The organism is Acidobacteriota bacterium (assembly GCA_016184105.1).
Classification (GTDB): Bacteria; Acidobacteriota; Vicinamibacteria; order Vicinamibacterales; family 2-12-FULL-66-21; genus JACPDI01.
In genome coordinates, this window is the sequence record JACPDI010000013.1 from 1 (window position 1) to 24,867 (window position 24,867).

Genomic DNA, 24,867 nt, shown 5'->3' on the forward strand with positions numbered 1-24,867 from the left:
CGTTCGGCCGCGACTACGAGGAGAGGACCTCGCGCAGCACGCTGCTGTCGCTCGTGGGCGTCAACGTCGGCCTCGGCCCCAGGCCGCTGCTCACGTATTAAGGGGGACAGTCACACTTTCCCGGGCCGCTGCTTCGGAAAGTGTGACTGTCCCCCTTTTCTGCTCTAGAAATCGAACCGCGTCGTTACCCCGAACGTCCGGGGCTGGTTCGTCAGGTACCCGATCCGCGCGCGCGTGCCGCGCTCGCGGTCGAACGAGAGGAGCGCCCGCTCGTCCGTCACGTTGTTGACGTACGCCGAGACGTCCCACCCCTGGCGCCGCAGGCCGACGCGCAGGTTGAGGATGTCGTACGCCGGCAGCTCCGGATCGTAGCTGAACACGCTTGCCGTCAGCGGTGCGCCGAGCGTGTTCCGCCCGAACGACAGCAGGTCGAGCCGCCCCAGCTCCTCGTCGCCCACCTGCGTGAAGCGCGAGCCGATGTGCTGGTACGTGCCCGTCAGGTACGCCATCGAGCCCGGCCGCACCTCGAACTGGTAGGTCGCCGCCGCCGCGACCTGAACCTTCGGCACCGTCGGCAGCCGCCGTCCCTCCTCGATCCCCGAGACGACGCTGACCGCGCCAGACGGGTCGGTGGAGGTCAGGGTCGACCGCAGCTCCGCGTCGTTGAAGCTGGCCGAGAACGCGAAGTCGAAGTTGCGTGTGGGCGCGATCTCGAACTCCACCTCAGTGCCCACGCTGCGCGCCTTCGGCACGTTGAAGACCACGCGCGAGGAGCACGAGCCCGCGGTCACCGTCGCCTGCAGATCGCGGATGTCCATGTAGAACGCGGACACGTTGAACGAGCCGTTGCCGTTCAGCACCCGCGACTTGTAGCCCACCTCATAGTTCCAGGCGGTCTCGTCCTTCCACGTCTCGCGCCCGCCGAAGGTGACCAGGTCGGCCGGCGTGCACAACGGCACGTTGAGGGGATCGTTGATCCCGCCGAGCCGGAAGCCGCGCGAGACCTGCGCGTTGAGGTTGGCGTCCTCCGTCACCTTGTAGCTGGCGATGATGCGCGGCGCCACGCCGTTGGCGTCGGTCGAACCCGGCTGCGACACCAGCGAGACCCCGTTGTTGTCGTTGCCGAAGATCCCGTCGAAGATCTGCTCCTTGTCCTCGCTGAAATGGTAGTAGCGCAGCCCGCCCGTGAGGCTGAACTGCGGCGTGACCGCGAACGTCCCCTCGCCGAACAGTGCGAACTGGTTCAGCGTGTAGGCCAGGTCCGACCAGAACAGGCTGTCTTTCGGCGCGCGCAGCCCCGCGGTGGGAATGCCGGAGACGTCCTGGAACCCGTGCACCGGCAGGTCCTGGGCGTAGTCGCGGTCCCCGCGCGAGAAGAAGGCCCCCGCCACCCACGGGAAGCGCGCGTTCGTGCCGGCGAACCGGATCTCCTGCGTCCACGAGGTGGCTTCGGTCGTGTCGATGAGCGCCGCGTCGAGCGAGTACGCGCGTTCCGGCAGCCCGATGCTGCCGCCGGTGATGCTCGCCGTCAGCGCCGTCGCGTCACGCACCACCGAGACGTCGCGGAAGATGTACGACGTGATCGAGGTCAGCGCCACCGTGCCGAAGCGGTAACTGAGGTTCAGATCGCCCAGCACGAAGTCGTCCGTGAAGTCTTCCTGGAGCTGCGTAAACTGCTCGCGCTCGCCGAGCGTCACCGCCGGCCGCGTGGTCGTGAACGGGTTCGCGAGGATGTTGAACGCGTCGATGCGGTTCCACCCGTCCATCTTCACGCGCTGGTACACGATGCGCCGGCGTCGATGTAGCCGGCGACCCGGTTGTAGTACGACGCGACGCGCAGCGACGCTTTCTCGCCGACCGGGACGTTGAATCCCAGCTTGGCGCTCCCGCCCGCGCTCCCGCCGCCGATCACGTTGCCTCCCAGCTCGACGAAGCCCTTGCGGACATTCATCTCAGGCTGGTTCGTGATGTAGCGCACCGTCCCGGAGAGCGACCCGGATCCGAACAGCGTGCCTTGCGGGCCGCGCAGCACCTCCACGCGGCTCGTGTCGAACAGATCGATGTCCGGCGTGAACAGCGACATGGAGATCGTGGACTCGTCCAGGTACACGCCCACCTGCTCCTTCACGCCCGGCTGATCGCGCACGATCTGGCCGGCCGACACGCCGCGCATGGCGACCTGGCTCTGGCCGGGCCCGAGATTCTGAACGGTGAACCCGCCCACATTTGCGGCGAGCCCCTCCATGTCCACCACGCCGCGCGAGCGCAGCATCTCTTCGGTGGGCGCCGCGACCGAAAAGGGCACGTTGAGGATCGCCTCCTCGCGCTTCATCGCCGTCACGCTCACCTGCTCGCTGAGGCTCACTTCCAGCGAGAAATCGACCTGGTGTGAGCCGCCGCTTGTGACCTCGATGGCCTGAGTGGCCCTGCGGAAGCCGGACAGTACCACGGCCACGGTGTACTTGCCGGGCGGTAATGCCAGCGAGTAACTCCCGTCGTTGGCCGTTGTCGCCGAGCGCGCCGCGCCGCCCGCCGGGTTGGTGGCCGTCACCGACGCGCCCGGAAGAGCGGCGCCCGTCGTGTCGCGGACGGTGCCTGCAATCTTGCCTTCGGTCCCCTGGGCCCATGCCGGCGCGCCGACGAACACGGCGAGCGCCGCGGCGCAAACAAGCGCCTTCCACTGAATCCTCATTAAGTCCCTCCCCGTTACGGCCCCTGTCATACGGCAGAGTCTTGAATTCTGTCAAGTGGACGCTGAACGCTCGGATCCCGAAACGTCCCTGAATCCTGAACCCTGAACCTTGTGTGAGGCACGCCGGTTGCAGCCCCAACCGGCATCACGATGCGAATCGCTCAGGTTTCCCCGCTCTATGAAAGCGTGCCGCCGCAGTCTTACGGCGGCACGGAGCGGGTTGTCTCATATCTGACGGAGGAACTCGTTGGTCAGCGGCATGACGTCACGTTGTTCGCGAGTGGCGACTCGCTGACACGCGCCCAGCTCGTGCCGGTGGTGGACCGCTCGTTGAGATGGTCGAGGTGCGCCGATCCGCTCGCGCATCATATTTTGATGCTCGAAGCGGTCGCGCGGCGTGCGGACGAGTTCGATGTCATTCACTTTCACATCGATTACCTCCACTTCCCGCTCTCGCGGCGCCTGGGCACGCGGCAGCTCACCACGCTCCACGGGCGTCTCGACCTGCCGGACCTGGTGCCGATCTATCGCGAGTTTGCGGACATGCCGGTCGTGTCGATCTCCGGCGCGCAGCGCAGGCCGCTCCCGTGGATCAACTGGGTCGGGACCGTCCACCACGGCCTTCCGCCCGGGCTGTACACGTTCCACCAGTCGGCCCGCGAACGCGATGAGTACCTCGTGTTCCTCGGGCGCATCTCGCCGGAGAAGCGGCTGGATCGCGCGATCAGAACGGCGGAGCGAGCCGGCATGCCGCTGAAGATTGCGGCGAAGATCGACAAGGCCGACGCCGAGTACTTCAACGACGTGATCAGGCCGCTGCTGCGCAGCCCGCTCGTCGAGTATCTCGGCGAGGTGAACGACAGGGACAAGAACGATCTGCTCGGCGGCGCGCGCGCGCTCCTCTTTCCGATCGACTGGCCGGAGCCGTTCGGCCTGGCGATGATCGAGTCGCTGGCGTGCGGCACGCCCGTCATTGCCACGCCCCGCGGCTCCGTTCCCGAGATCGTCGAGCACGGCATCACCGGCTTCATCGTGGAGAACCTCGAGGAGGCCGCCCGGGCCGTCGAGCGCGCCGGGTCGCTCAGCCGGCGCGCGTGCCGCGAGGCGTTCGAACGGCGCTTCAACGCCGCCCGCATGGCGCGTGAGTACGTTGCGCTCTACGAGCAGATTGTGGCGGCGCGCGGGCCTGGCCTGTCGGTGATTGGCGCCGAGGCCGCCGAAGCGATCTGACGCGCGGCGCGCTGCGCCGCCGCGGAGAGACATGCAGGACATCATTTCCGCCAGCAACGAGTACCGGATCGTCGCCACCGCCGCGCGCGGCACCGAGCCGACCCGCGTGCTCAAGGAAGGGGACACGTTCGCCGTGTTCGACGAGCACGGCGATCTGCGGCCCGCCGGCCTCGGCGAGCAGGGGCTCTACCATCTCGGCACGCGGCATCTCGCGCACTTCGGGCTGCAGCTCTTCGGCCATCGCCCGCTGCTGCTCAGTTCGACCGTCCGGCAGGACAACGACCTGCTGGCGACCGACGCCACCAACCCGGACCTCGTGAGCGCGATCGGCACGGCGATCCCGCGCGACCTGGTCCACGTCTTTCGCGCGACGTTTCTCTGGCGCGGCGTCTGCTACCAGCGGCTGCGGCTCACGAGCTATGCCGACGTGCGGGTGGAGGTGCCGCTCTCGATCCTCTTCGATGCCGACTTCGCGGACATCTTCGAGGTGCGCGGCACCACGCGGCCGCGCCGCGGCCGGCTGCGCGCCCCGCTTGTTGCCCGCGACCGCGTCGTCATTGCGTACGAGGGGCTGGATCGTGCCGAGCGGCGCACGGAAATCCATTTCGATCCGGCCCCGGAAGCGATCGACGGAAGCTCCGCGAGCTTTCTCTTCAGGCTCGCGCCGCGCCAGGAGGTCGACGTCCGGATCGCGATCGCGTGCGACGGGGAGGGAGAGCGCGCCGAGCCGCTCGCCGACGACGTCGCGCTCGAGCGCGTCTGCCACCGCTCCGCCGGGACGCGCGCGCGCCAGGCGCGCCTCCAGTCGTCGAACGCGCAGTTCGACGCGTGGGTGCGCCGCTCCGCGGCGGACCTCGCGATGATGACCACCGACACCCCCGCCGGGCCGTATCCGTACGCCGGCGTCCCGTGGTTCAGTACCGTGTTCGGGCGCGACGGCATCATCGCCGCGCTCCAGCTCCTGTGGATCGATCCGTCGCTCGCGCGGGGCGTGCTTCAGTTCCTTGCCGACGCGCAGGCGCGCGAGAGCGACCCGGCGCGCGACGCCGAGCCCGGCAAGATCCTGCACGAGATGCGCCGCGGCGAGATGGCCGCACTCGGCGAGATCCCCTTCGGCCGCTACTACGGCACCGTCGACGCCACGCCCCTCTTCATCGTCCTTGCGGGGGAGTATTTCGAGCGCACCGCGGACGAGGAGTTCATCGAGGCGCTCTGGCCGGCGATCGATCGCGCGCTCGGATGGGTTGACACGTGGGGCGATCCCGACCAGGACGGCTTCGTCGAATACCAGCGCCGGAGCGCCACCGGGCTCGTGCAGCAGGGATGGAAGGACTCGCAGGACTCGGTGTTTCACGCCGACGGGACGCTGGCCGAGGCGCCCATCGCGCTCTGCGAGGTGCAGGCGTACGTCTACCGCGCGCGTCTGGCCGCGGCAGACATCGCGGCGTGCATCGGCGATCCGGCGCGCGCCGCGACCCTGCGCGCGCAGGCCGACGCGCTGCGGCAGAAGTTCGAGGCGTCGTTCTGGCTCGACGACTTCTCGACCTATGCCCTCGCGCTCGATGGCCACAAGGAGCCCTGCCGCATCGTGTCGTCGAACGCGGGGCAATGTCTCTTCACCGGCATCTGCGCGCCCGAGCGTGCCGCGCGCGTGGCCGATCGGCTCCTCAAAGACGATGCGTTTTCGGGGTGGGGGATACGGACCGTGGCGTCGGGACAGGCGCGCTACAACCCGATGTCGTACCACAACGGATCCGTCTGGCCGCACGACAACGCGCTCGTCGCGCTTGGCATGGCGCGCTGCGGCCTCACGAGCCACGCCGCCACGGTGCTGCACGCGTTGTTCGACGCGAGCCAGGCAGTGGAGGTCTATCGCCTGCCCGAGTTGTTCTGCGGCTTCCATCGCCGTCCGGGCGAAGGACCCACGCGGTACCCGGTGGCCTGCGCGCCGCAGGCCTGGGCCTCCGGCGCCGTCTTCATGCTCCTGCAGGCCACCATGGGCCTGGCGATCGACGCGCGCCGCCGCCAGATCCGTTTCGCGCACGGCCAGCTCCCCGACTGCGTCCCCTGGCTGCGCATCGAGAATCTCGCGGTGGACGACGCGAATGTGGCCTTGCACGTCGAGCGCCGAGGCGCCGGTCTGGACGTGAGCGTCCTGCGCCGCGAAGGCGATGTGGAGATCGTCGTCCTGAAGTAGGTTTCAGGCGTCAGGCCAGTGCGACCGGTCCGGACACGACGCGGGAAATCGCCTGGATCGCTTTCAGCCCGGACCCAAACCGCGCAATCGCTTCCCGATTGGCTTCAAGCTCGCTGTAGGGCAGGTATCGCACGGTCATCTCGCCGATCATCCGGAATGCCGGGCGCGATACCTGGGCGCGCACGTCCGCTTCGCGATCGTCGGGCGCCACCAGGAAAAGCTCGCGCGTGCCGTGCACGCCGCCGCCCACCGCCAGGTCCAGCATGCGGACGATGCCGGAGTAGATGGAGGTGGAGTGCTCCACTTCGAAGGCGGCCGCGACGCGCGCAGTCGCGCGTTCCAGCCACAGGACGTCGATGAGGCGGACGGCGTCGCACCCCGGCGCGCTGTTGAGCGGTTCGGGAAGTTCTTCGAGGCAGCCGTCGCCGAGGCGCGTGCCGTGCCACGTCCGAGATCGGTCGTTCGCCGCCACGTGGACATCAAAGCCGAGAGACTTCCCGAGATCGCGCAACCACGCCTGGATCTCGGTGTGGGTGCGATCGCCTTCCTCGCCGGCGGCAATCACCTTCCGCGCCCGGGCATCCTCGCGCACTTTTTCCAGGTCCGCCTCCCACCTCGCGCGGGCGTCCGCATCGTCTGTCATCGGCGGCGGGGCGTAGCGCTTCGCGCCCAGGTCGAACAGCAAGCCGGCAATCGCGCCGAGATCGTTCGACAGCAGGTCGCGGTGCCCGGCGTTCACGCGCAGGATCCCCTCGCGCATCGCGAGGTACTCGCGCCAGCGTCCGAGCTTCACCCGCGCCCCGGTGAGGGCGTTGTAGCCGTTTACGATCGCGGTGTTGAAGGGTGGGATCAGCGTCGGGTGCAGGAAATACAGCAGGTTTGCAGCGGCGGGGCCCAGCCCCTTGATGCCGTGGCCGTCGAGCGTGGTGATCGCGTCCACCAGGTCCGCTTCGCTGCTGCTGCAGCAGCACGTGTCGAGAAAGCGTCCGAACGCCTGCTGGTTCTCGCGCGACTCGTAGATGTCAGGGATGCGGAGCTTCGGCTTCCAGAGGAACGCGTGATCCGCCCCCTTGAAAATCTGGCGTTGTTCCGCGATCGAGCCGACAATCGTCTCGAGCGACGATCCCTTGTAAGTGTTGCCGAACGTGCCGCTGGCGATCTCCGAAACGACCTGCTGCAGCCCTCGGCGAATCGATCGGAAGTTCTTCAGCCGTTCTTCCCAGAGAAACCAGGTCGCGTACGTGCTGCCGGTATCATTCCGCCAACGGTTTATCAGCGTACGGACTGCGGCGTCGCTCGTCATGTCTCGTCTCGCTCCGGAGCCGCCCCCGGAAGAGTGTAGCGGGTGCGTCAAGAGGACTGGCGTGGAAAAATGTCGTCGGGCCCTTTTGCCTCATCCCCTTTGCCTTGATCTGAGTACACTCCCGTGTGCGCTGGCACTACCGCGACCCGCCGCTCGTCTGGCTCTTCGTCGTCGCCTATGCCATGCATCTTGCGGAGGAGTTCTTCGGCGGATTTCCGGAGTGGTTTGCGTTCATTGCCGGCGAGAGGCTTCCGCGGGACGCGTTCGTCATCATTAACTTGACCGCGCTTGCGGTGATGGCCGCTGCCGCGCACGCGGCGACCCGTCGCGAGTCGCTCGGCTGGCTGGCGATCGCGATCGCGACTGTTGTTTCTGTGAACGGCCTTGCGCATCTACTCGGCAGCCTCGTGTCTGCGGGCTACTCGCCCGTGCTGGTGACGGGCGTGGTGCTGTACCTGCCGCTCGGTATGCTTGCTCTGCTCCGCGCCTGGCACCACGTCGCGCCGGCCTTCTTCTGGCGCGGCGTCGTAGCCGGCCTCGCCGCGCACGCGGTAGTGGTTCTGATCGCGCTAAGCACGGCCATCACAGCACCCTGAACCGGACCCTGAACCCAGTTGTATGTCCAAGACCCGTCGCAAGCGCAGCACCTCCGCCACCTGGCGCCGTCCGCGCAACATGCCGCTCGCCGAATGGGAAAAGGCGAACGAGACGATCGAGGCCGAGATGATCGCCTGGGCGCGCACGCTTGTCGTCGAGGACGATGACGGGCGCGTGAGGAAGCTGACGGAAGAGGAGGTGTTGGAAGTCGCGAAGGCGGGGCAGTGGGAAGGCTCCGCCCGAGCCGCTCGGAAGAAGGCGAAGAAGCCCTGAAGCCCTGAATCCGGCTGCGTCCCCGAGCGCGCTGCGCGGCGCAGGATCGCGACCGTCTCGGTGCCGCCGACCAGCGTTTCCGCCACCGTGAGCGCAACGAACCTGAACCCCTGTTCGCCCGCTTCGTTCAGCTCCTTCTTCGGCGTCGCGGTCTTTTGTGTCGCAAGGAGCCGGTCTGCCCTGTCACGCCCCTCTCGGATGCTATGTGTTGCTGGTTGTTCCGGCGCTCATACTCGAAGATCGCACGACAAGTCTCCTGGTCCGTACTCAGAAGACGCACTGAGCGGCTCGCCGCCCGCGAGCCCGCCTGAACGCCGCAGTCCCGCGCCGTCAGGACCCCGGCTGAAGATCGCCGCCTCTCGCGCCCCGGCACGCGAGCCCGCCGGCTGCGGCGCCGATGGCCCATGCGCTCGCGAGCAGCACGAGATGCTGCGGCGAGAAGAGCGCGCGGCCCAGCTGCCCCCAGTCGCGCAACAGCGCAATCCACGCGGGCACCGGCAGGAACGGCAGCGTCGGCGGATACGGCATCATCCAGCCCGCGATCGCGCCGCCGCCGAACAGCGCACCCGCGAGCGCGCCGCCCGCGCGGCCTGTCGAGGGCTGCGATCGCCGCAGCACGGCGAGCGCGACGACAAGCACGGGCAGGGCGGCGGTGAGTGCAACGGCGTGCCGCGCGTCGAACGCCATCACCACCAGCACGGCGGCGTAGCCCGCCGCAAACATCGCGGCGGCGGCCATGTCGCCGAGAGCGGCATGCTGCAGCCGCGAGCGGAAGCTCGCGTACACCCCGAGCGGCGCGCCGATGTGCACCATCCCAATCAGCGCCATCAACGCGCGCGTCGTCCCCCACTGGCCGCCAGGAATGGTCGAGAGCGCCACCGCGCAGGCGATGATCCCGGAGACGAGCGCGATGTGCACACGAATGCGCTCGTCAGGCAACGACGCCCACGCCTTCTTGATGCTGCCGAACTCCAGCGCAAGGCCGATCGCCAGCGCGGCGAGCGCGTACGGCGCGAGCCGCTCCACGCTCCGGCCAGACGACAGCACGTCCAGGCTGCCAGCCTGCAGCCCGATCAACACCAGCCACGCCACGGCCCACCAGCTGAGCGCGGCAAGCGCCAGCGTTGACGTGAGCTGCCGGCGCGCGGCGCACCAGCCAATCCGCGCCAGCGCGATCGCACTCGCAGATAGATGGCCGAACAAGACGACCAGCTGAAGCTCCGCTGCCGCGGATGCGGGCGGCCCGGCCCGGAACGCGAGCAGCCCTTCACCGAACGCGACGAGCGCGATCGCCGCCGGCGCTGCCAGCTTCGCAACGCGCGGCGCGACGAGGCGCGCCCCGCGCCGCAGCGTCCAGTCCACGAGCTGCAGCGAGCCCATGGCGAAGCGGCCGCCCAGCCACATCCAGAACAGCGTCACGATCGCGGCGGCATCGATCAGAACGAACGCGGTCCATTCCACCGTCGGCGCCCAGCTCTTCAGCGCGGCGGACCCGAGCGTGAGCGCGGATGCGGCGAGCGCGCCAACCCACGCGTACGCGAACGTCACGCGGGATGCCGCGGGCCGCATGGTCCGAAGCGCGACGACACCTGCGGCGAACAGCATGCCACCGAGCAGCAGGCGCGCTGCCACCGGCTGCCAGCCGAGCGCGCGCCTCAGCCCCGACGGCCCCGCGCTCACGTACGCAAGACCGGCGGCGGCCGCGAGCCACCACAACAGAGCCGCGGTCCGCGACGACGTCCGGTGGATGACGAGCAGGAAAATCCATCCGAGCCACGCGACGGGGACGATTGCCATCGGCGTGGCATTCCACGCGCCGCTGGCGAGGACGTGATAGAAGGCGAGCCACGGGCCCGCGACGGCAAGGGCGAGCGGCGTGCTCTGCGCCGCGGCGACGGCGAGCACCAACGACCACGCGAACACGAAGAGCGCGAGGTGAACGGCGGACAGCGCGCCGCCGGCAATCGCCGGCGGCACGATCGCCGGCGACGAGGCGGCCACCGCCGCGGCCGTGAGGCCGAACAGGCCGATGAGAACCCCACGCTCGGCGGCGCCGAGCGACCAGGCGCGGCGGACCAGCGCCGCCAGCCGCCGGTACGACGCCAGCTTGAATCGCCGGACGTAGAGCCAGAGCCAGCGCAGCGCGTACGCGCCGCGCCGGCCCACCAGTGCGGCTACTGGACTTTCCGGCACGTGCCGTTCTGCGTGTGCATCACGCCGGCCGACGGCATCTGGAACGTCACGAACTCCGGCGACGGCGTGCCCGGAGGACCCTCGTAGTCAAAGCGCAGCACGTTGCTGCTCACGCCCCATCGCCCCCAGGCCGACATGTTCATGCCGTTTGCCATGATGTGCGCCTGGAACGTGGCGTTTGGCTGCAGCGTGATCCGCTGCTGGACGACCATGCCGCCCGGCGCGCCGTCGCACTGCCAGACGCCGGCCAGCGCGGTCGCACCCTGCGGCGGCGCCGGCGGCGCCGGCGGCGCCGGCGGCGTTTGACCGCCGCCACCTCCGCCCTGCGGCGCCTGCTGCCCCTGTCCCTGCCCCTGCGCCGACGCGGCCGCGGCCATCGCGCGCGCGAAGCTCTGGGTGACCGAGGCAAACAGGTCGTGGCACAGGGTGATCTTCTTCTCAGACGGCGACCACCACGCGTTCACCTCGCCGCAGCCGCGGACGACGACAGGAATATCGTTGGGAAGGCTCACCGCCCTGCTGACCGAGGCGAGAAACGGCTGGAACACCGTGCCCTGGCGGTAGACGTTTTCAAACGCTCCGAAGGTGCCGCTCACCGCGGGGCCGTACTCGATCGTCAGCTCGCGCCCGCCAAACGTGCGCTCGAACCAGCCCGGCTCGTGCGGCGCCATCAGCACGTCCCACGCGGCGTACTTCGTCTTGTACTCTTCCGCGCACCGGTTGAGACGCGACTGCGGCACGCCGTCCTTCACCGCGCGTCCGACGAAGCGCAGCGGATCGGCGCCGGTGGCGAGGCACAGAATGTTGTAGTAGCGCCGTTCGTCCGGCGAGTGCTCGTCGTACCACGCGATCTTGCCGCCGGCGTTCGCGCGCTCGGCGGCGGCCAGCTTCCAGAACAACGCGCCGGAGTACACGAGATCCGCGATGGCGCCCTTCTGATCCTCCGGCGCCTCGGTGAGCGCGGACGTCAGAACGAAAGTCGCGAACTCGTCGGCCACGTCTTCCTGCGGGCCGATCGCGGGCAGCTTCAGCTCGGAGATGAGCATGTGCCCCGCCTCGTGCAGGAAGACGAACATCATGGCGCTGACCGACAGCCCCGTCACCTGCATCTGCGCGTCGCGCGACAGGCCGGTGACGTCCCCCATCGGCAGCGGCGGCATCGAGGCGGTCGCATCGGAACGCGTGGGTCCGGACGAAGAGAGACGGCCGAAGTAATTGGCGGTTCCCAGCAATAAAACGACTACCACGGCGGCGGCAATCAGCTGATTGCGCGACACAGTCATTGGGTGCTCCCTTGGATGCGGTCGCTATAGAATGCGGTACGACGCACCCGGGGTCAACGAATTAACGGCTGTGCCCGATCCGCACGCGCGGCGCCGGAAATTGAACACTGCGGGGCCCACGTCCCACGATTGAGATGAAGGAGCGGCTCATGCTCAAAGCACATCTCGCGAAGGAAATCGTCCTGCGAATGCCGAACGAGATCGGCACGCTCAACGGCGTCGCCAAGACGCTCGCCGACAAGGGCTTCAACATCCTCGCCGTGAGCGCCTGGGTGGAGGGGCCGGACGTCGTCATCCGGCTGCTCATGGACGACACGTCGCGCGCGGCAGACACGATGAAGGCGCGCGGCTACCACGTGCGCGAAGTGGACGTCGTCGTCGCCGAGATCCCGCACAAGCCCGGCATGCTGCGGAGCATCACCGACAAGCTGGCGCAGGAGGAGATCGACATCCACCACCTGTATGCCACGTCAGGGCGCGGTCAGGACCAGGGGCTGGTCGTCTTCGCGACCGCGCACAACGATCGCGCGCTCGTCCGGCTGAACGCCGGGCACTAGCTACGTCGCGATTGGCGGGCGCTGCGACTGGTTCTCCGGGATCAGCCGCTCGACGATGACGACGTCGAGCCATCGGCCGTCGAGGCGGGCGTGCTTTTCGTAGGTGCCGACCTCGCGGAAGCCGCACGCGCGGCAGAGCGCGCGGCTCGCGGCGTTGGACGGAAACACGCGCGAGACGAGCTTCCAGTAGCCGCGCTCGCGCGCGACGGCGGCGAGCGCCTCGAGCAGCCGCCGGCCGACGCCGCGGCCGCGAGCGGCGCGATCGAGATACACGGACACCTCCGCGATGCCGGCATAGCATGCCCGCGGCCGATAGCTGCCCGTGCCCGCCCATCCGATCACGCGGCCGTCTTCCTCGGCGACCACCATCGGAAACCGCGCGCGGTCCTGCAGCCGCGCCTCGATATCGGCGGCGCTGCGTGGCTCTGTCTCGAACGTCGCGCCGCGCTCGGCGATACCCTGGTTGTAGATGGCGGCAACAGCCGCCGCATCGGCAAGCTCCGCCTGCCTGATGGTGAGCTGCATCATGAGAGGGCGCTGCCGCGTGAGGGGACGCACCGCCTCGGGCGGCGTCAATGTTTGCGGCGATGCTCGAGGGCGGTCACGCGCCCGTCGATCGCGTCGAGCCTCCGATCGGTCGCGTCATGGCGGCGCTCGTGCGCGTCGACGCGATCGCGCAAGGCGAAGTGCCCATCCAGCACCTGCTGGAAGCGCATCTCCAGCCGCGCCCCGACCATGCTCATGTGACTCTTGAGCGTTTCGGTCATTTCGTCGAAGCGCCGGTCGACCGCTTCGAATCGGGCGTCGACCTGCCCGAACCGCGCATTCTCCTGATCGAAACCCTGCCGCATCTCCGCGGCCAGTTGGTCGATCCTGCGCTCCAGCGATTCGTCCGCCATCTCCCGTCCTCCGAGGATAGTAGCATCGTCTCGACGTGCCTTGCATCCCGACTATCGCCACTTGCGTGCCGCGGATGATTTCTGCGGAAAACAGCGGAACTGCGTGAGGTAAGGACGCGGCCGTCGCAATAGTTGCGCGCGTGTGCGCCTTCGCGCGTGGATAATTCTTCGCTCAGCGCGCCGCGGTGACACAGCACAAGGCGGGCATCTGAATGCTCTGATATCCTCGAACGTCGGGGCTGCAATGCCGCTCCGCGGAGGTTGAAAGATGCAACGACTCATCCTTGCCATCACCCTGACGGCATTGTTCGCCGCGACGGCGGCGGGCCGCATAGACGAGGGGATGTGGACGCTCGATAACTTCCCGAAGGCGGACGTCGCGCAGAAATACAAAGTCCAGATCACGGACGAATGGCTCGACGGGCTGCAGACCGCGGTGGTGCGCCTCGAGAGCGGGTGCACGGCGTCTTTTGTTTCCCCGGAGGGCCTGGTGCTCACCAACCACCACTGCGCCCAGACGTGCCTCGCGGAGAACTCCACCGCGCAGCGCGATCTTGTGGCCGGCGGCTACCTCGCGGACGCGCGAAACGATGAAATCCGGTGCCAGGGCGAGCAGGCATCCGTCCTGATGGACACGCAGGATGTCACGCCCGACGTGACGCGTGCGCTGGCGGGCGTCGCCGCCGCGGACGCCGCACGCACGCGCAACCAGGTGCTGACGAAGCTCGAGGAGCGCTGCGAAGCAGAGTCCAGGAGCGCAGGCCGTCCGCTCAAGTGCGAAGCGGTCACGCTCTACCAGGGCGGCCAGCACCGGCTCTACAAGTACAAACGTTACGACGATGTGCGGCTGGCGTTTGCGCCGGAGTCTGACATCGCCGCATTCGGCGGTGATCCGGATAACTTCCAGTTCCCGCGGTGGTGTCTCGACATGTCGCTCCTGCGCGTGTACGAGAACGGCAAGCCCGCCGCGACACCCGGTCATCTGTCCTTCAATTGGGCGGGCGCGAAGGAAGGGGAGCCCGTCTTCGTCTCCGGCCATCCGGGGACGACGCAGCGGCTGCTGACGATCGCGCAGTTGAAGACGCAGCGCGACCTGTTCCTGCCGTTCTGGCTGCTGCGCTTCTCGGAACTGCGCGGCCGGCTGGCGCAATATTCGAAGACCTCCCCCGAGGCGGCGCGCACCGCGAAGGACTACCTCGACACGATCGAGAACAGCCACAAGGTGCGGCGCATGCAGCTGGCGACGCTGCTCGACGATCGCCTGATGGAGCAGCGCGCCCGGCAGGAACAGAAGCTTCGCGAGGCGGTGATGGCGAGCGCCGAGCTGAAGGCGCGCGCCGGATCGGCGTGGGACGACATCGCGCGCGCGGAGGCGAGGTATCGGGACATCCTCGTGCCGTACACGTGGATCGAAGGGGGCGCCGGGTTCAACAGCGACCTCTTCGCGTACGCGCGGTCGCTGCTGCGCGCCGCCGACGAGCGCGCCAAGCCGAGCGCCGAACGGTTGCGCGAGTACACCGACACGCAACTGGGACATCTGAAGCAGACGCTGGCCGCCGAGACACCCGTCTACCCGGAGTTGGAACAGGCGCGCCTGTCGTTCTCCCTCGAGCGCATGCGCGAGTACCTCGGGCCGGATCACCCGGTGGTGAAGTCGTCGCTGGGGAAGGCATCGCCCGACGAACGCGCGAAGGCGCTCGTCACCCTCTCGACGCTGGGAGACCCGAAGGTGCGAACGGCGCTCTTCGAAGGCGGCAAGGCAGCAATCGAGGCGAGCCAGGATCCCATGATCGCGCTCGCTCGTGAGATTGACGGCGAGGCGCGGGCGCTGCGCAAGGTGTACGAGAACGAGGTGCAGGTGCCCGAGCAGCGCGCGCAGCAGGCGATTGCGGACGCGCGCTTCAAGGTGTACGGCACCAGCCTGTACCCCGATGCCACCTTCACGCTGCGGCTCTCATACGGCGCGGTGCAGGGTTGGACGGAAGCCGGCCGCCGCATCGAACCGTTCACGCGCCTCGATCGGCTCTACGGGCGCGCGACCGGCGCGCGGCCGTTCGCGCTGCCGCAGCGCTGGGTTGCCGCCAGGACGCGCCTCGATATGAATACCCCCGTCAACTTCTCCACCACCAACGACATCGTCGGAGGGAACTCGGGGAGCGCGGTGGTGAACGCCAGGCCGACGTTTACGGCGCGGCGGAGATTGCGAAGGAACTGGGGATCGCGGAAGCCGCGAAAAAGGTGGCGAGGCGGTAGAGATTCTGCGGCTTCCCGCGTGCGTTCTGCGGCGAGGTGAGACTCAGGCGGCAGGGCCCTTTCGCTGCCGCCTTCTGCGCTCCTGCTTCACCGTGCGCGGGAGCGGCGCCGAGACAGGAGCCATGCGGCGCTCGACCTCGAAATCGCCCCACAGGTCTCGCGCGAACGCCTCGCCACGCTCCACGCTGGCGAGCGCTTCACCCACAGAGTGCCGGTACGCGCGCGCCTGCTCCGGCGTGATGGGCGCCGCGTCGGGCTGGACCGCGTCCAGCAGGGCCGCCGACAGGTCCTTTACGGTCGCGAGCGCGTGATGATAGCGGATCAGGAGTTCGCGAAGCCGCGTGGCCTCGGTCGGCGCCGCTGCGGCCGCCTCTCCGGTGCCGAGTGCGGGAAGTGACAGCTCGCTCATGGGTCCACCTGCGGGTTCAGCGACCAGGCCGGTGTGTCGGCGTCCGCACCTTCGAGCGCCGGCGCGCGCCCGCCGTTGGCGACGCCGTGCAGCCACCACGCCAGCCGCGTCAGCAGCCGGCTCCACCACGGCGCGGGCGTCGCGTCGAGAAACAACCGGATCGGCGCGACCGGCGGACGCGCCACGCGCGGCGCCGGTGCCGGCGCCCCGAGCGCCAGAGCATCCCCTCGCGCCGCGCGATCGATATTCAGCACCGCCAGGTCGGGAAACAGCGTTGCGAATTCCTCGACCGTCTCGGCCGGATCCAGGCCGACCAGCGCCGCGTAGCCTCGCACGTACGACCGGCTGTAGAGGCCGGCGGGCCATCGGCGGCACGTTCCGTCTTCGAGAGCGGCAATCAGCGACGAGCTGAGCTTGGTTTCCTCAGCGATGCGCTCGATCGAAAGCTTGCGCCGCTCGCGCGCCAGGCGCAGGCGGGTTCCAAAGAGCGTGCGTTCTGTCAATGAACGTTCCCCGGGGAGCACAAGAGAAGGTCACGAGCACTGTAGGCCCACGATCGCGCGGAATCAAGCTGAGCAGAACGGTTTTGCGGGGATGAGTGTCGTCCGAGAGTGACCGCGTGCTCGCGCGTGGGCGTCGCGGGCACGCGGTGCGTGAGGAGTGACGAGATCCGTCCGGCCGGACCGATCTCGTCTAGCGGCAGATCGCGCCGGCAAACGCCAGCGACTCGGCGTGCAGGTCGTCGCCGGCGCGGCGGCCGGTGATGCGCACGAGCTTCCCGACACTGTCCCGCAGCTTGATGCTGCGTCCGCTGGTCACGGTCATGCTCACGCTGCGCCTCGTGATGAACCCGGTCTTCCACGAGCGCGCCCGTGGCGCGTTCGGTCCGGTGATGTCGGTCAGCATGAACCGCGCGCCGTGGTCCGCCGAGCGGAGGCAGCCGACAAAGGTCACCACCTCGCCACGGTCCGCGACAGCACGCTTCGACGCTTTGGCCGGCGCGGGCGAGCTGACCGCCGCGGCCGCGAACACCAGCAGGATGAACACGGTTGCGAACAGGCGTTTGGCCACAGGCCTCTCCTTGTGCCGGGGGAGTCGGCGTGGAGGGTGCAACGGCAATGCCTGAAGAGGAGGGCGCTAACCTGCTGTGGCGGCGGGGTTAGCGCGGATCGGCCAACCCCGCCTGGTGTGCGCGCGACAGATCCGTGCGCGCCGATCTCGGTTTCGTGCGCGCCGCGAACGCCGCGCCTCGATCGCTACTGCGTCTTCTTCAGGCGCGGGTCGTCCTGCGGATTGATGTACGTCAGCTCGAACGGCCCCATGGCGTGGATCTGCAGCACGGTTGCCCCTTTCGCCCGCACGTAATGCGCCGCCTTCTTCGGCATCCTCACGAACGATCCGGCGGCGAGCGGGCGCATGGCGCTCTCCTCGGCCTTCTCGCCCATGCCGACGACGAGCGTGCCTTCGAGGACGGTGACGTTCTCGTCGGTTGGATGCCAGTGGGGAGCGACCGTGTAGCCATCCGGGAATCTCACGCGGATGACGAACTGGCCCGCCTTCGTGGGATCGCCGGCGAGGACCGCCGCCTGTGCGCCGGCGGGGAGGGCCGGGGGCGCCGGGCCCCACGTGACGTCGCCGGCCGCGACCATCGCGTGCGCGGACGCCGTGTCCGGCTTCGGCTGCATGCCCGCGTGCGCCTGCGCCCCGAGAGTCGCCGCCGCGGCCGCGAAGATGGCCGCTGTTCCGAGTGCCGCCGCGAACCTGGTCAATCTCATGCGTTTCTCCTCCTCAGCCCACTGCAAGGAGGCAGACTGTAGCGCGGAGAAGAGCGAATGTCGAGACATTCCGTTGGGCTATAATCCCGCGCACTGCGTCTCTCTTCACGGAGGCTTCATGCTGGCAGCCGGCGTCCGTCCCGTGTCCGCCCTCGTCGCAGCGATGTTCGCCGTCGTGTTGTTCGGCGCCGCCGGCGCGGCTGCTGCGCAACAGGAGGTCACGATCACCGGAACCGTGACGACGGCCGCTGATGGTCTCTCGCTTCCCGGCGCGGAAGTCAGTATTCCCGCGCTGGGCCTTTCCGCGACCACCGACACCGCGGGCAAGTACACGCTGACCGTGCCGGCCGGCGCGCGCGCGTCGGCGGTGGACCTGCGCGTGACGTTTGCCGGCCTGGTGACGCAGACCGCGCGCGTGTCGTTGACGGGCGCGTCGGTGACGCGTGACTTTTCGATGACCGTCGGCTTCCACGAGGAGATCACGGTCGGATCGCGCGCGCCCGGCGTGGAGGCGCAGCTCGCCGTGCCGGTCGACATCATCACCTCCGCGGAACTGAAGGCGACCGGCCTCAGCGAGACGGCGCAGATCATCCAGGCGGTGGCGCCGTCGTTCAACTTCCCGCGACCCACCATCACGGACGGCACCGACACCGTGCGCCCCGCGACGCTGCGCGGCCTCGGTCCCGACCAGGTGCTCGTGCTGATCAACGGCAAGCGGCGCCACACCAGCTCGCTGGTGCACGTCAATGGCAGCATCGGCCGCGGATCGACGGGCGTTGACCTGAACGCGATTCCTCCGTCGGCGATCGAGCGCGTGGAGATCCTGCGCGACGGTGCGGCGGCGCAGTACGGATCGGATGCGATTGCCGGCGTCATCAACGTCGTGCTGAAGGGGGGAACGGCCGACAAGAGCGTCGCCTACAAGGTGGGCGGCACCGGTGAAGGAGACGGCGAGCTGAACGAGGTGAGCGGCACTTACGGGTTCGACCTGTTCGGCGGCGGCGTCAACGTGTCGGCGGAGTATCGCGACCGGAACCGCACGAACCGCGCGGGCCCGGATCCACGCCCGCAGGGGACCGACCCCGGCGTCGAGCCGCCCCCGCAGCCGAACCATCGGTGGGGCGATGGCGACACGAACGACACGATGGTGTTCGCCAACGGCGAGTTTCCGCTCAACGCCGCGAAGAATCGATCGCTGTACCTGTTTGGCGGCGTCAGCCGGCGGCTTGGGAACTCGGCCGGCTTTTACCGCCTCGCGGGGGATGCCCGCAACTGGAAGACGATTTATCCGCAGGGATTCCTGCCGCAGATCGAGCCGGACGTGGTCGACGCGTCGCTCACCGGCGGCGTGCGCGGCGCGGCGAGGGGATGGGCGTACGACGCGAGCCTGGAGTGGGGGCACAACAGCTTCGACTTCCACGTCACCAACTCGCTGAACGCGTCGCTCGGGCCGGCGGTGCCGCCGAACCAGACGGAGTTCTACGCCGGCTCGTTCGTGTTCGATCAGTGGGTGGGCAACCTGGACTTCACGCGGCCGGTCAGCGTCGGGCCGGTCCGGCGCGCCAACGTCGCGTTCGGCGCCGAGTGGCGCCGCGAGGCGTATCAGATCCTCGCCGGGGAAGAGCACTCGTATGTCGACGGCGGCTTTGCCAACCAGCTCGGCGGACGCGCGGCGCCGGGCGCGCAGGTTTTCCCGGGGTTCCGCCCCTCGAACGAGGTCGATGAATCGCGCGACAGTGTCGCGGGGTACATCGATCTCGAGGGGGATCTTGCCGACTGGCTGCGCGTGGGCGTGGCGGGTCGCGCGGAGCGCTACAGCGACTTCGGCAACACGGCGAATGGCAAGCTGACCGTGCGCCTCGAGCCGGTCTCGCGCGTGGTCGTGCGCGGCGCGGTGTCCACGGGCTTCCGCGCGCCGTCGTTGCAGCAGTCGTGGTTCTCGGCGGTCAGCACCAACTTCCTGAACGTCGGCGGCACGCTGTTGCCTTTCGAGGTGGGCACCTTCCCGGTGGAGAGCCCGGTGGCGGCCGCGCTGGGGGCGCGTCGACTGGAGCCGGAGACGTCGGTGAACATCAGCGGCGGCTTCGTGCTCGAGCCGGTTGACGGGATGGAGATTTCGGTGGACGCGTATCGCATCGAGATCGACGACCGGATCGTGTTCTCCGGCAATTTCACGGGCGGGCGCATCTCGGCGCTGCTCGCGCCGTTTGGCGCGACCGGCGCGCGGTTCTTCACCAACGCCATCGACACGCGCACCAACGGGTTGGACGGCGAGTTTGCGTATCGCGTCAGCCTGGACGAGCGCAACTCGTTGAGGCTGACGGCCGGCTTCAACCGCAACGACACGGACATCGTCCGGCTGCTGCCGACGCCGCCGCAGCTCGCGGGGTTCGAGAACGTGCTGTTCGATCGGATCGAGCGCCGCAGCATCGAGTGCGGGCAGCCGCACACCAACGTGATTCTGGGCGCGGGATGGTCCGGCCGCCCGGTGAGCGCGTCGATGCGGTCGCAGCGCTACGGCGAGTTCTGCAGCTTTTCAGCCACGGAAGCGCTCGACCAGAATTTCAGCCCCAAGTGGCTGACCGACTTCGACATGACCGTCCGCCTCGGTGATGCGTCGGTGCAGGTCGGCATCCAGAACGCGTTCGACGTGTATCCGGACCTGAACATCCCGCCGAACTCGTTCAACGGCATCCAGAGGTATCCCAGCCACTCGCCCTTCGGCATGAACGGCCGGTTCCTGTACGTCCGCGTCGGCTACTCCTGGGGTCAGTGAAATAAGTGGGACAGTCACACTTTCCTTGATGTTGCTACGGAAAGTGTGACTGTCCCACTTATTGCGTCCCGCCCCCCAGCTCGTACTGCAGGCTGTGCCCGAGCTCGTGTGCCAGCGATGCGACGCGCGCCGGCCATTCCTGCCGCGCGATTGCGGCCTCATTGAGAAGGACCCGCCGGTATCCGCCCACCGCGTCACGCTCGAGAACGGACGCGATGCTCGCGATCGCGACGTCGTACTCGCGGACGCTCTCGACATGAGTCACCGGCCGTACGGAATCGTCCGGCGTGTACAGCAGGCGAGGTCCCGCGGGAGCGGCGCAGCCGGCGAGCGCCACCGGGAGCAGGAGGCGCGGAATCAGCAACCGGTGCATGGCGGTCTGGGGAAGGCTCGCGTGGTAGAATAATCGTTTTGCCCATCGAAATGATTGCAGTCAGTGGCGTGTCCATGCGGTTCGGGTCCAAGATCCTGTTCGAGGACGTGACCGCCACGTTCTCCAAGGGGCGGCGGTACGGCTTGACGGGGCCGAACGGCGCGGGGAAATCGACCTTCATGAAGGTCCTCACCGGCGAGCTCGTCCCGCAGAAAGGCACCGTCGCGCGGCCGCGCAAGGTCGGCGTGCTGCGGCAGGACCAGTTCGCCTTCGACCGGTTTCGGGTGATCGATACGGTCATCATGGGCAACTCACGCTTATGGACCGCGCTCGGAGAGCGGGAACAGCTCTACGCGAAGGCGGACATGAGCGATGCCGACGGCATGCGCCTGGGAGAGCTCGAGGGCATTATCGGCGAAGAGGACGGCTACACGGCCGAGAGCGACGCGGCGATTCTGCTGCAGGGCCTCGACATCCCCGACGAGCTCCACCAGCGGACGATGGCAGAGCTGCAGGGCGGGCAGAAGGTCCGGGTGCTGCTCGCGCAAGCGCTCTTCGGCCACCCGGAGGCGCTGCTGCTCGATGAGCCGACCAACCATCTCGACCTCGACTCGATTCACTGGCTCGTCGGGCTCCTGGCGCGCTACGACGGAACGCTGATCGTGATCTCACACGACCGGCACTTCCTGAACGCGGTGTGCACGCACGTCGCGGACATCGACTACCAGACCATCATCACCTACACGGGTGGCTACGACGACATGGTCGTGGCGAAGACCGAGATCCGCTCCCGCGTCGAGGCGGAGAACGCGCAGCGCGAAAAGAAGATCGCGCAGCTGAACGAGTTCATCGCGCGGTTCGGCGCCGGCACGCGCGCCAGCCAGGTGACCTCGCGCCGCAAGGAAGTCGAGCGGCTGCAGACGACCGAGCTGGCGCGGTCGAACATTCAGCGCCCCTACATCAAGTTCTCCATGGTGCGGCCGTCGGGGCGCCACGTGCTGGAGTCGGCCGACGTGCGGAAGGCGTTCGCCGGCCAGCAGGTGATAGCCGGATTCAGCGGCATGGTCCATCGCGGCGAGAAAGTCGTGATCGTCGGGCGCAACGGCGCCGGAAAGACGACGTTGCTGAAGGCGCTGTTGTCGGACGCGCCAAACCTGCCGGCGTCGCGTGGCGATCGGGACGGCGGCAGCATCCGGTGGGGCCACGAGGTGTCGATCGGATACTTCCCGCAGGATCACACGGGCGCGATTGAAAAGGGGCTCACGGCGGTGGAGTGGCTGCACCGATTCGATCCGGCGGCGTCACGCCAGGAGATCCACGGCCTTCTTGGGCAGATGCTGTTCAGCGGCGAGGAAGGGCTGAAGCCGACCGAAGCGCTTTCGGGGGGCGAGACGGCGCGGCTGTTGTTCTGCCGCATCATGCTGCAGAAGCCGAACGTGATCGTCCTCGACGAGCCGACCAATCACCTCGATCTGGAATCGGTGAACGCGCTCAACATCGCGCTGCAGAAATTCGAGGGCACGGTGCTGCTGGTGACGCACGACCAGGACCTGATGGAAGAGGTCGGCACGCGCGTGTGGCACGTCGAGCACGGCGCCGTGGAGGATTTCAAAGGCGCTTACGAGGAATACGCCGCCGCAACGGCGTAGCGTGGGGTCACGCGACGCGGGACAGACGGCGCACGACCACCTTCGCGGGACGCTCGGGGGAGCATTCGTGCCACCACTGGCCCGCTTCAAACCACCACCCGCCTTCGCCCTGGTCGTCGAACAGCGTGTTGCAGCGGGAACAGACGTCGTACTCGAGCTTCGGACGGCTCGGCGTCTTCCTTTGGAAATCCTGAGGCATAGTCATCGTCTAATCAGGTGTCTAATCAGGCGCAGGCTCATAGGCTATGACGCCTGGCGGGGACAGTTGGTTTCACTCCTGCGTCTTTTTACTAGGGATTATCGTCGCCTCGTGACGGCAAGAGCCATGCATGAGGTGTTGGTGCCAGCCTGCAGGAGGGGGACCATGCGACTCGGGAAATTCGGAGTCTTCGCTATCGCGGCGCTCCTCGCCGGAACAGCAGAGCTGTCCGGAGCGGCCCAGTCCGCCGTCGTCCGGTCGGACGTCCGCACCCGCCAGCTCGAGTACGAGATCGGCGCTGCGCTGCTCCGGCTGCCGTACTACGACGTGTTCGACAGCCTCGCGTACGAAGTTGCCGGCAAAGGGCTCGTCCGGCTCAGCGGCCAGGTCCGCACCGGCTGGCTCAAGAACGACGCGGAGCGGGCCGTCAAGCGCGTACGCGGCGTGGACACCGTCATCAACGACATCGAGATCCTGCCGCCCAGCCTTGGCGACGACCGGATCCGCCTCGCCGTCTATCGCTCGCTGTTCGCCGATTCCTCGCTGTATCGGTACGCGCTCGGCGCGAACCCGTCGATCCGGATCATCGTCAAGAACGGGCGCGTGACGCTTGAAGGCCTCGTCAACTCGCCGATGGACAAGACGATGGCCGGCTTCAAGGCGCGCGAGGTCTGGGGCGTTTTCGGCGTCACGAACAATCTCGTCGTCGAGAAATCGTGAGATCTGAGATCGGCAATCTGTCATGCCGAGAAGCTGGCTCTTCGCCGTGCCGCTGGTCGTCGCGCTGCAGCAGCCGCAGATGGCCTGCAGCCCGGCGCCCGAGCCCGGCGAGACCGAGCCGCCGCCGACGGGCGACATTCATACGGCCGCGGATGGCACACGATTTCTGGTCGAGACGTACCTTCGCAATCTCGTTGTGCCCTGGGGAATGGCCTTCGCGCCCGATGGACGGCTTTTCATCACCGAGCGTCCAGGCCGCGTCCGCATCGCCAGCGGCGGTCAATTACTGGCGTCGCCGGCGCTTACCCTTGATGACGTCTCCGCCGTCAGCGAATCAGGCCTGCTCGGCATCACGCTTCATCCCGATTTCGGCTCGAACCACTTCGTCTACGTCGTCTATACCGCGCGCGCGGACGGCCGCACGGTCAACCGCCTCGCGCGCTATCGCGAGGTGAACAACACGCTCGCTGAACGCGCCGTCCTCTTCGACAATATCCCCGCCGCCCCGGTCCACGACGGCTCGCGCGTGAAGTTCGGGCCCGACGGCTTCCTGTACCTGACGATGGGAGATGCGGCGGCGGCATCGCTCGCGCAGGACCTGGGATCGTACGCGGGGAAGATCTTCCGGATTCGCGAGGATGGGACGAGCGCGCCCGGGAATCCATTTTCGTCGCCGATCTTCTCCTACGGGCACCGCAACCCGCAGGGGATCGATTTCCATCCGCTGACCAGCGAGTTGTGGGAGACCGAGCACGGGCCGACCGGCTTCGACGAGGTGAATCGGATTCGCGCGGGCGCCAACTACGGCTGGCCGGAGATCACCGGCGCTGAAAGCCGCGCCGGCATGGAGCGCCCGGTGCTGTTCTACACGCCGTCCATCGCGCCTTCGGGGATGGCGTTCTACCGTGGCACGCGCATCCCGGCGTTCACGAACGACCTCTTCTTCGGCACGCTGGCGGGCACGCACCTGCACCGCGTTCGGCTGAACGCAGCGGGGACGGAGGTGGCGGGCGAGGAGCGGCTGCTCGAGCGCGTGTACGGCCGCATCCGCGACGTGGTGTCCGGACCGGACGGCTTCCTGTACTTCTCCACCAGCAATCGCGACGGCCGCGGGACTCCCTCGGCCGACGACGACCGGATTTTCAGGATCAGGCCCGCGCCGTAGTGCCTCGGCGGCGGCACGGATGGCGGCCTACTTGTCCGCCGGCCGCGCTCTCGCCTTCAACGCTCCCCCGACACGGGACCGCCCGATCAACTGCTCGTTGGCATCGTCTGCGACGGCGTGTTCGGTGTCGCGCGTGCTCGGGCCGGTGCCGCCGGGCGTGCGCGCCGGGTGATCGCCGCCCGGAACCTCGCGACGTTCGGGTTTTGCCGGTCCTTCCCACGCCGGCTCGCCGCCTCCCACCTCGCGCCCGACCAGGTCTTCGTCGCCGGCAATGACGTCGTTGTCGAGAGATTCCTGTTTGCGCTGCTCAGCCATGAGTCCCCC

At 68.2% G+C, this 24,867-nt stretch carries 24 protein-coding genes; 10 read left to right on the plus strand and 14 right to left on the minus strand.

Features of this window, described 5'->3' with window-relative positions:
- Positions 1-164: 164 nt before the first annotated feature.
- Together HYU53_05270 and HYU53_05275 are read right to left on the minus strand one after the other, a co-directional pair.
- Positions 165-1,784 carry a TonB-dependent receptor gene (locus HYU53_05270; GenBank protein ID MBI2220599.1) on the minus strand — a complete coding sequence of 540 codons (1,620 nt, stop codon included), beginning with the start codon at positions 1,782-1,784 and terminating at the stop codon, positions 165-167.
- The gene (locus tag HYU53_05275) at positions 1,769-2,692 is read right to left on the minus strand and encodes a TonB-dependent receptor (GenBank protein ID MBI2220600.1); all 924 of its coding nucleotides are present in this window, start codon (positions 2,690-2,692) and stop codon (positions 1,769-1,771) included. Before HYU53_05275 ends, HYU53_05270 begins: the two co-directional genes overlap by 16 nt.
- Before the next feature lie 150 nt (positions 2,693-2,842).
- Here HYU53_05275 and HYU53_05280 point away from each other — a divergent pair, with 150 nt between their 5' ends.
- Together HYU53_05280 and HYU53_05285 are read left to right on the plus strand one after the other, a co-directional pair.
- Entirely contained in the window at positions 2,843-3,922 is a 1,080-nt protein-coding gene (locus HYU53_05280; protein MBI2220601.1) for a glycosyltransferase family 4 protein, read from the plus strand.
- A 31-nt stretch (positions 3,923-3,953) separates the two neighbouring features.
- Entirely contained in the window at positions 3,954-6,119 is a 2,166-nt protein-coding gene (locus tag HYU53_05285; GenBank protein MBI2220602.1) for an amylo-alpha-1,6-glucosidase, read from the plus strand.
- A 10-nt stretch (positions 6,120-6,129) separates the two neighbouring features.
- On the opposite strand, the gene HYU53_05290 is transcribed toward HYU53_05285, so the two are convergent.
- Entirely contained in the window at positions 6,130-7,422 is a 1,293-nt protein-coding gene (locus HYU53_05290; protein ID MBI2220603.1) for a type II restriction endonuclease, read from the minus strand.
- A 125-nt stretch (positions 7,423-7,547) separates the two neighbouring features.
- Between HYU53_05290 and HYU53_05295 the strand changes: the two genes are divergently transcribed.
- Together HYU53_05295 and HYU53_05300 are read left to right on the plus strand one after the other, a co-directional pair.
- Positions 7,548-8,018, plus strand: coding sequence for an HXXEE domain-containing protein (locus HYU53_05295; GenBank protein ID MBI2220604.1), 471 nt, complete (start codon positions 7,548-7,550; stop codon positions 8,016-8,018).
- A gap of 22 nt (positions 8,019-8,040) precedes the next feature.
- Entirely contained in the window at positions 8,041-8,292 is a 252-nt protein-coding gene (locus HYU53_05300) for a hypothetical protein (GenBank protein MBI2220605.1), read from the plus strand.
- Positions 8,293-8,622: 330 nt separating this feature from the next.
- Here the strand turns inward: HYU53_05300 and HYU53_05305 are convergent, their stop codons facing one another.
- Both HYU53_05305 and HYU53_05310 read right to left on the minus strand, forming a co-directional pair.
- Positions 8,623-10,458 (minus strand): hypothetical protein, encoded by a 1,836-nt coding sequence (locus HYU53_05305; GenBank protein MBI2220606.1) that lies wholly within the window; start codon positions 10,456-10,458, stop codon positions 8,623-8,625.
- An 8-nt stretch (positions 10,459-10,466) separates the two neighbouring features.
- Positions 10,467-11,768: a hypothetical protein gene (locus tag HYU53_05310; protein ID MBI2220607.1), complete on the minus strand. Its 1,302-nt coding sequence runs from the start codon at positions 11,766-11,768 to the stop codon at positions 10,467-10,469.
- 149 nt (positions 11,769-11,917) lie between these two features.
- On the opposite strand from HYU53_05310, the gene HYU53_05315 reads away from it, so the two are divergent.
- Positions 11,918-12,325 (plus strand): ACT domain-containing protein, encoded by a 408-nt coding sequence (locus HYU53_05315; GenBank protein MBI2220608.1) that lies wholly within the window; start codon positions 11,918-11,920, stop codon positions 12,323-12,325.
- Here the strand turns inward: HYU53_05315 and HYU53_05320 are convergent, their stop codons facing one another.
- A complete protein-coding gene (locus HYU53_05320) occupies positions 12,326-12,850 on the minus strand; it encodes an N-acetyltransferase (GenBank protein MBI2220609.1) in 525 nt (174 codons plus the stop codon).
- Between the two features lie 47 nt (positions 12,851-12,897).
- Positions 12,898-13,224, minus strand: coding sequence for a hypothetical protein (locus HYU53_05325; GenBank protein ID MBI2220610.1), 327 nt, complete (start codon positions 13,222-13,224; stop codon positions 12,898-12,900).
- A 268-nt stretch (positions 13,225-13,492) separates the two neighbouring features.
- Here HYU53_05325 and HYU53_05330 point away from each other — a divergent pair, with 268 nt between their 5' ends.
- A complete protein-coding gene (locus tag HYU53_05330) occupies positions 13,493-15,517 on the plus strand; it encodes a S46 family peptidase (GenBank protein MBI2220611.1) in 2,025 nt (674 codons plus the stop codon).
- Between the two features lie 3 nt (positions 15,518-15,520).
- On the opposite strand, the gene HYU53_05335 is transcribed toward HYU53_05330, so the two are convergent.
- From HYU53_05335 to HYU53_05350, 4 genes are all read right to left on the minus strand, one after another.
- Positions 15,521-15,886: a hypothetical protein gene (locus HYU53_05335; GenBank protein ID MBI2220612.1), complete on the minus strand. Its 366-nt coding sequence runs from the start codon at positions 15,884-15,886 to the stop codon at positions 15,521-15,523.
- Entirely contained in the window at positions 15,883-16,389 is a 507-nt protein-coding gene (locus HYU53_05340; protein ID MBI2220613.1) for a helix-turn-helix domain-containing protein, read from the minus strand. Before HYU53_05340 ends, HYU53_05335 begins: the two co-directional genes overlap by 4 nt.
- A gap of 190 nt (positions 16,390-16,579) precedes the next feature.
- Positions 16,580-16,957: a hypothetical protein gene (locus tag HYU53_05345; GenBank protein ID MBI2220614.1), complete on the minus strand. Its 378-nt coding sequence runs from the start codon at positions 16,955-16,957 to the stop codon at positions 16,580-16,582.
- A gap of 185 nt (positions 16,958-17,142) precedes the next feature.
- Positions 17,143-17,661 carry a cupin domain-containing protein gene (locus HYU53_05350; protein MBI2220615.1) on the minus strand — a complete coding sequence of 173 codons (519 nt, stop codon included), beginning with the start codon at positions 17,659-17,661 and terminating at the stop codon, positions 17,143-17,145.
- A 118-nt stretch (positions 17,662-17,779) separates the two neighbouring features.
- Here HYU53_05350 and HYU53_05355 point away from each other — a divergent pair, with 118 nt between their 5' ends.
- Positions 17,780-20,437 carry a TonB-dependent receptor plug domain-containing protein gene (locus tag HYU53_05355; protein MBI2220616.1) on the plus strand — a complete coding sequence of 886 codons (2,658 nt, stop codon included), beginning with the start codon at positions 17,780-17,782 and terminating at the stop codon, positions 20,435-20,437.
- A gap of 58 nt (positions 20,438-20,495) precedes the next feature.
- On the opposite strand, the gene HYU53_05360 is transcribed toward HYU53_05355, so the two are convergent.
- Positions 20,496-20,810, minus strand: coding sequence for a hypothetical protein (locus HYU53_05360; protein MBI2220617.1), 315 nt, complete (start codon positions 20,808-20,810; stop codon positions 20,496-20,498).
- Between the two features lie 50 nt (positions 20,811-20,860).
- Here HYU53_05360 and HYU53_05365 point away from each other — a divergent pair, with 50 nt between their 5' ends.
- Positions 20,861-22,459, plus strand: coding sequence for an ATP-binding cassette domain-containing protein (locus HYU53_05365; GenBank protein ID MBI2220618.1), 1,599 nt, complete (start codon positions 20,861-20,863; stop codon positions 22,457-22,459).
- A gap of 7 nt (positions 22,460-22,466) precedes the next feature.
- On the opposite strand, the gene HYU53_05370 is transcribed toward HYU53_05365, so the two are convergent.
- Positions 22,467-22,658, minus strand: a complete 192-nt coding sequence (locus HYU53_05370; GenBank protein MBI2220619.1) for a hypothetical protein — start codon at positions 22,656-22,658, stop codon at positions 22,467-22,469.
- 165 nt (positions 22,659-22,823) lie between these two features.
- Here HYU53_05370 and HYU53_05375 point away from each other — a divergent pair, with 165 nt between their 5' ends.
- Both HYU53_05375 and HYU53_05380 read left to right on the plus strand, forming a co-directional pair.
- Positions 22,824-23,378, plus strand: a complete 555-nt coding sequence (locus HYU53_05375) for a BON domain-containing protein (protein MBI2220620.1) — start codon at positions 22,824-22,826, stop codon at positions 23,376-23,378.
- A gap of 22 nt (positions 23,379-23,400) precedes the next feature.
- Positions 23,401-24,543: a PQQ-dependent sugar dehydrogenase gene (locus HYU53_05380; protein ID MBI2220621.1), complete on the plus strand. Its 1,143-nt coding sequence runs from the start codon at positions 23,401-23,403 to the stop codon at positions 24,541-24,543.
- Between the two features lie 27 nt (positions 24,544-24,570).
- Here the strand turns inward: HYU53_05380 and HYU53_05385 are convergent, their stop codons facing one another.
- Positions 24,571-24,858, minus strand: coding sequence for a hypothetical protein (locus HYU53_05385; GenBank protein MBI2220622.1), 288 nt, complete (start codon positions 24,856-24,858; stop codon positions 24,571-24,573).
- Positions 24,859-24,867 lie beyond the last annotated feature (9 nt).

Bases quoted from the DNA above. Each gene is read 5' to 3' on its own strand.
- HYU53_05300 (MBI2220605.1), top strand. From the start codon at position 8,041: ATGTCCAAGACCCGTCGCAAGCGCAGCACCTCCGCCACCTGGCGCCGT.
- HYU53_05385 (MBI2220622.1), bottom strand. From the start codon at position 24,858: ATGGCTGAGCAGCGCAAACAGGAATCTCTCGACAACGACGTCATTGCC.
- HYU53_05365 (MBI2220618.1), top strand. From the start codon at position 20,861: ATGATTGCAGTCAGTGGCGTGTCCATGCGGTTCGGGTCCAAGATCCTG.
- HYU53_05315 (MBI2220608.1), top strand. From the start codon at position 11,918: ATGCTCAAAGCACATCTCGCGAAGGAAATCGTCCTGCGAATGCCGAAC.
- HYU53_05375 (MBI2220620.1), top strand. From the start codon at position 22,824: ATGCGACTCGGGAAATTCGGAGTCTTCGCTATCGCGGCGCTCCTCGCC.
- HYU53_05310 (MBI2220607.1), bottom strand. From the start codon at position 11,768: ATGACTGTGTCGCGCAATCAGCTGATTGCCGCCGCCGTGGTAGTCGTT.
- HYU53_05360 (MBI2220617.1), bottom strand. From the start codon at position 20,810: ATGCACCGGTTGCTGATTCCGCGCCTCCTGCTCCCGGTGGCGCTCGCC.
- HYU53_05320 (MBI2220609.1), bottom strand. From the start codon at position 12,850: ATGCAGCTCACCATCAGGCAGGCGGAGCTTGCCGATGCGGCGGCTGTT.
- HYU53_05335 (MBI2220612.1), bottom strand. From the start codon at position 15,886: ATGAGCGAGCTGTCACTTCCCGCACTCGGCACCGGAGAGGCGGCCGCA.
- HYU53_05350 (MBI2220615.1), bottom strand. From the start codon at position 17,661: ATGAGATTGACCAGGTTCGCGGCGGCACTCGGAACAGCGGCCATCTTC.
- HYU53_05290 (MBI2220603.1), bottom strand. From the start codon at position 7,422: ATGACGAGCGACGCCGCAGTCCGTACGCTGATAAACCGTTGGCGGAAT.
- HYU53_05380 (MBI2220621.1), top strand. From the start codon at position 23,401: ATGCCGAGAAGCTGGCTCTTCGCCGTGCCGCTGGTCGTCGCGCTGCAG.
- HYU53_05275 (MBI2220600.1), bottom strand. From the start codon at position 2,692: ATGAGGATTCAGTGGAAGGCGCTTGTTTGCGCCGCGGCGCTCGCCGTG.
- HYU53_05330 (MBI2220611.1), top strand. From the start codon at position 13,493: ATGCAACGACTCATCCTTGCCATCACCCTGACGGCATTGTTCGCCGCG.
- HYU53_05285 (MBI2220602.1), top strand. From the start codon at position 3,954: ATGCAGGACATCATTTCCGCCAGCAACGAGTACCGGATCGTCGCCACC.
- HYU53_05325 (MBI2220610.1), bottom strand. From the start codon at position 13,224: ATGGCGGACGAATCGCTGGAGCGCAGGATCGACCAACTGGCCGCGGAG.
- HYU53_05355 (MBI2220616.1), top strand. From the start codon at position 17,780: ATGCTGGCAGCCGGCGTCCGTCCCGTGTCCGCCCTCGTCGCAGCGATG.
- HYU53_05370 (MBI2220619.1), bottom strand. From the start codon at position 22,658: ATGCCTCAGGATTTCCAAAGGAAGACGCCGAGCCGTCCGAAGCTCGAG.
- HYU53_05280 (MBI2220601.1), top strand. From the start codon at position 2,843: ATGCGAATCGCTCAGGTTTCCCCGCTCTATGAAAGCGTGCCGCCGCAG.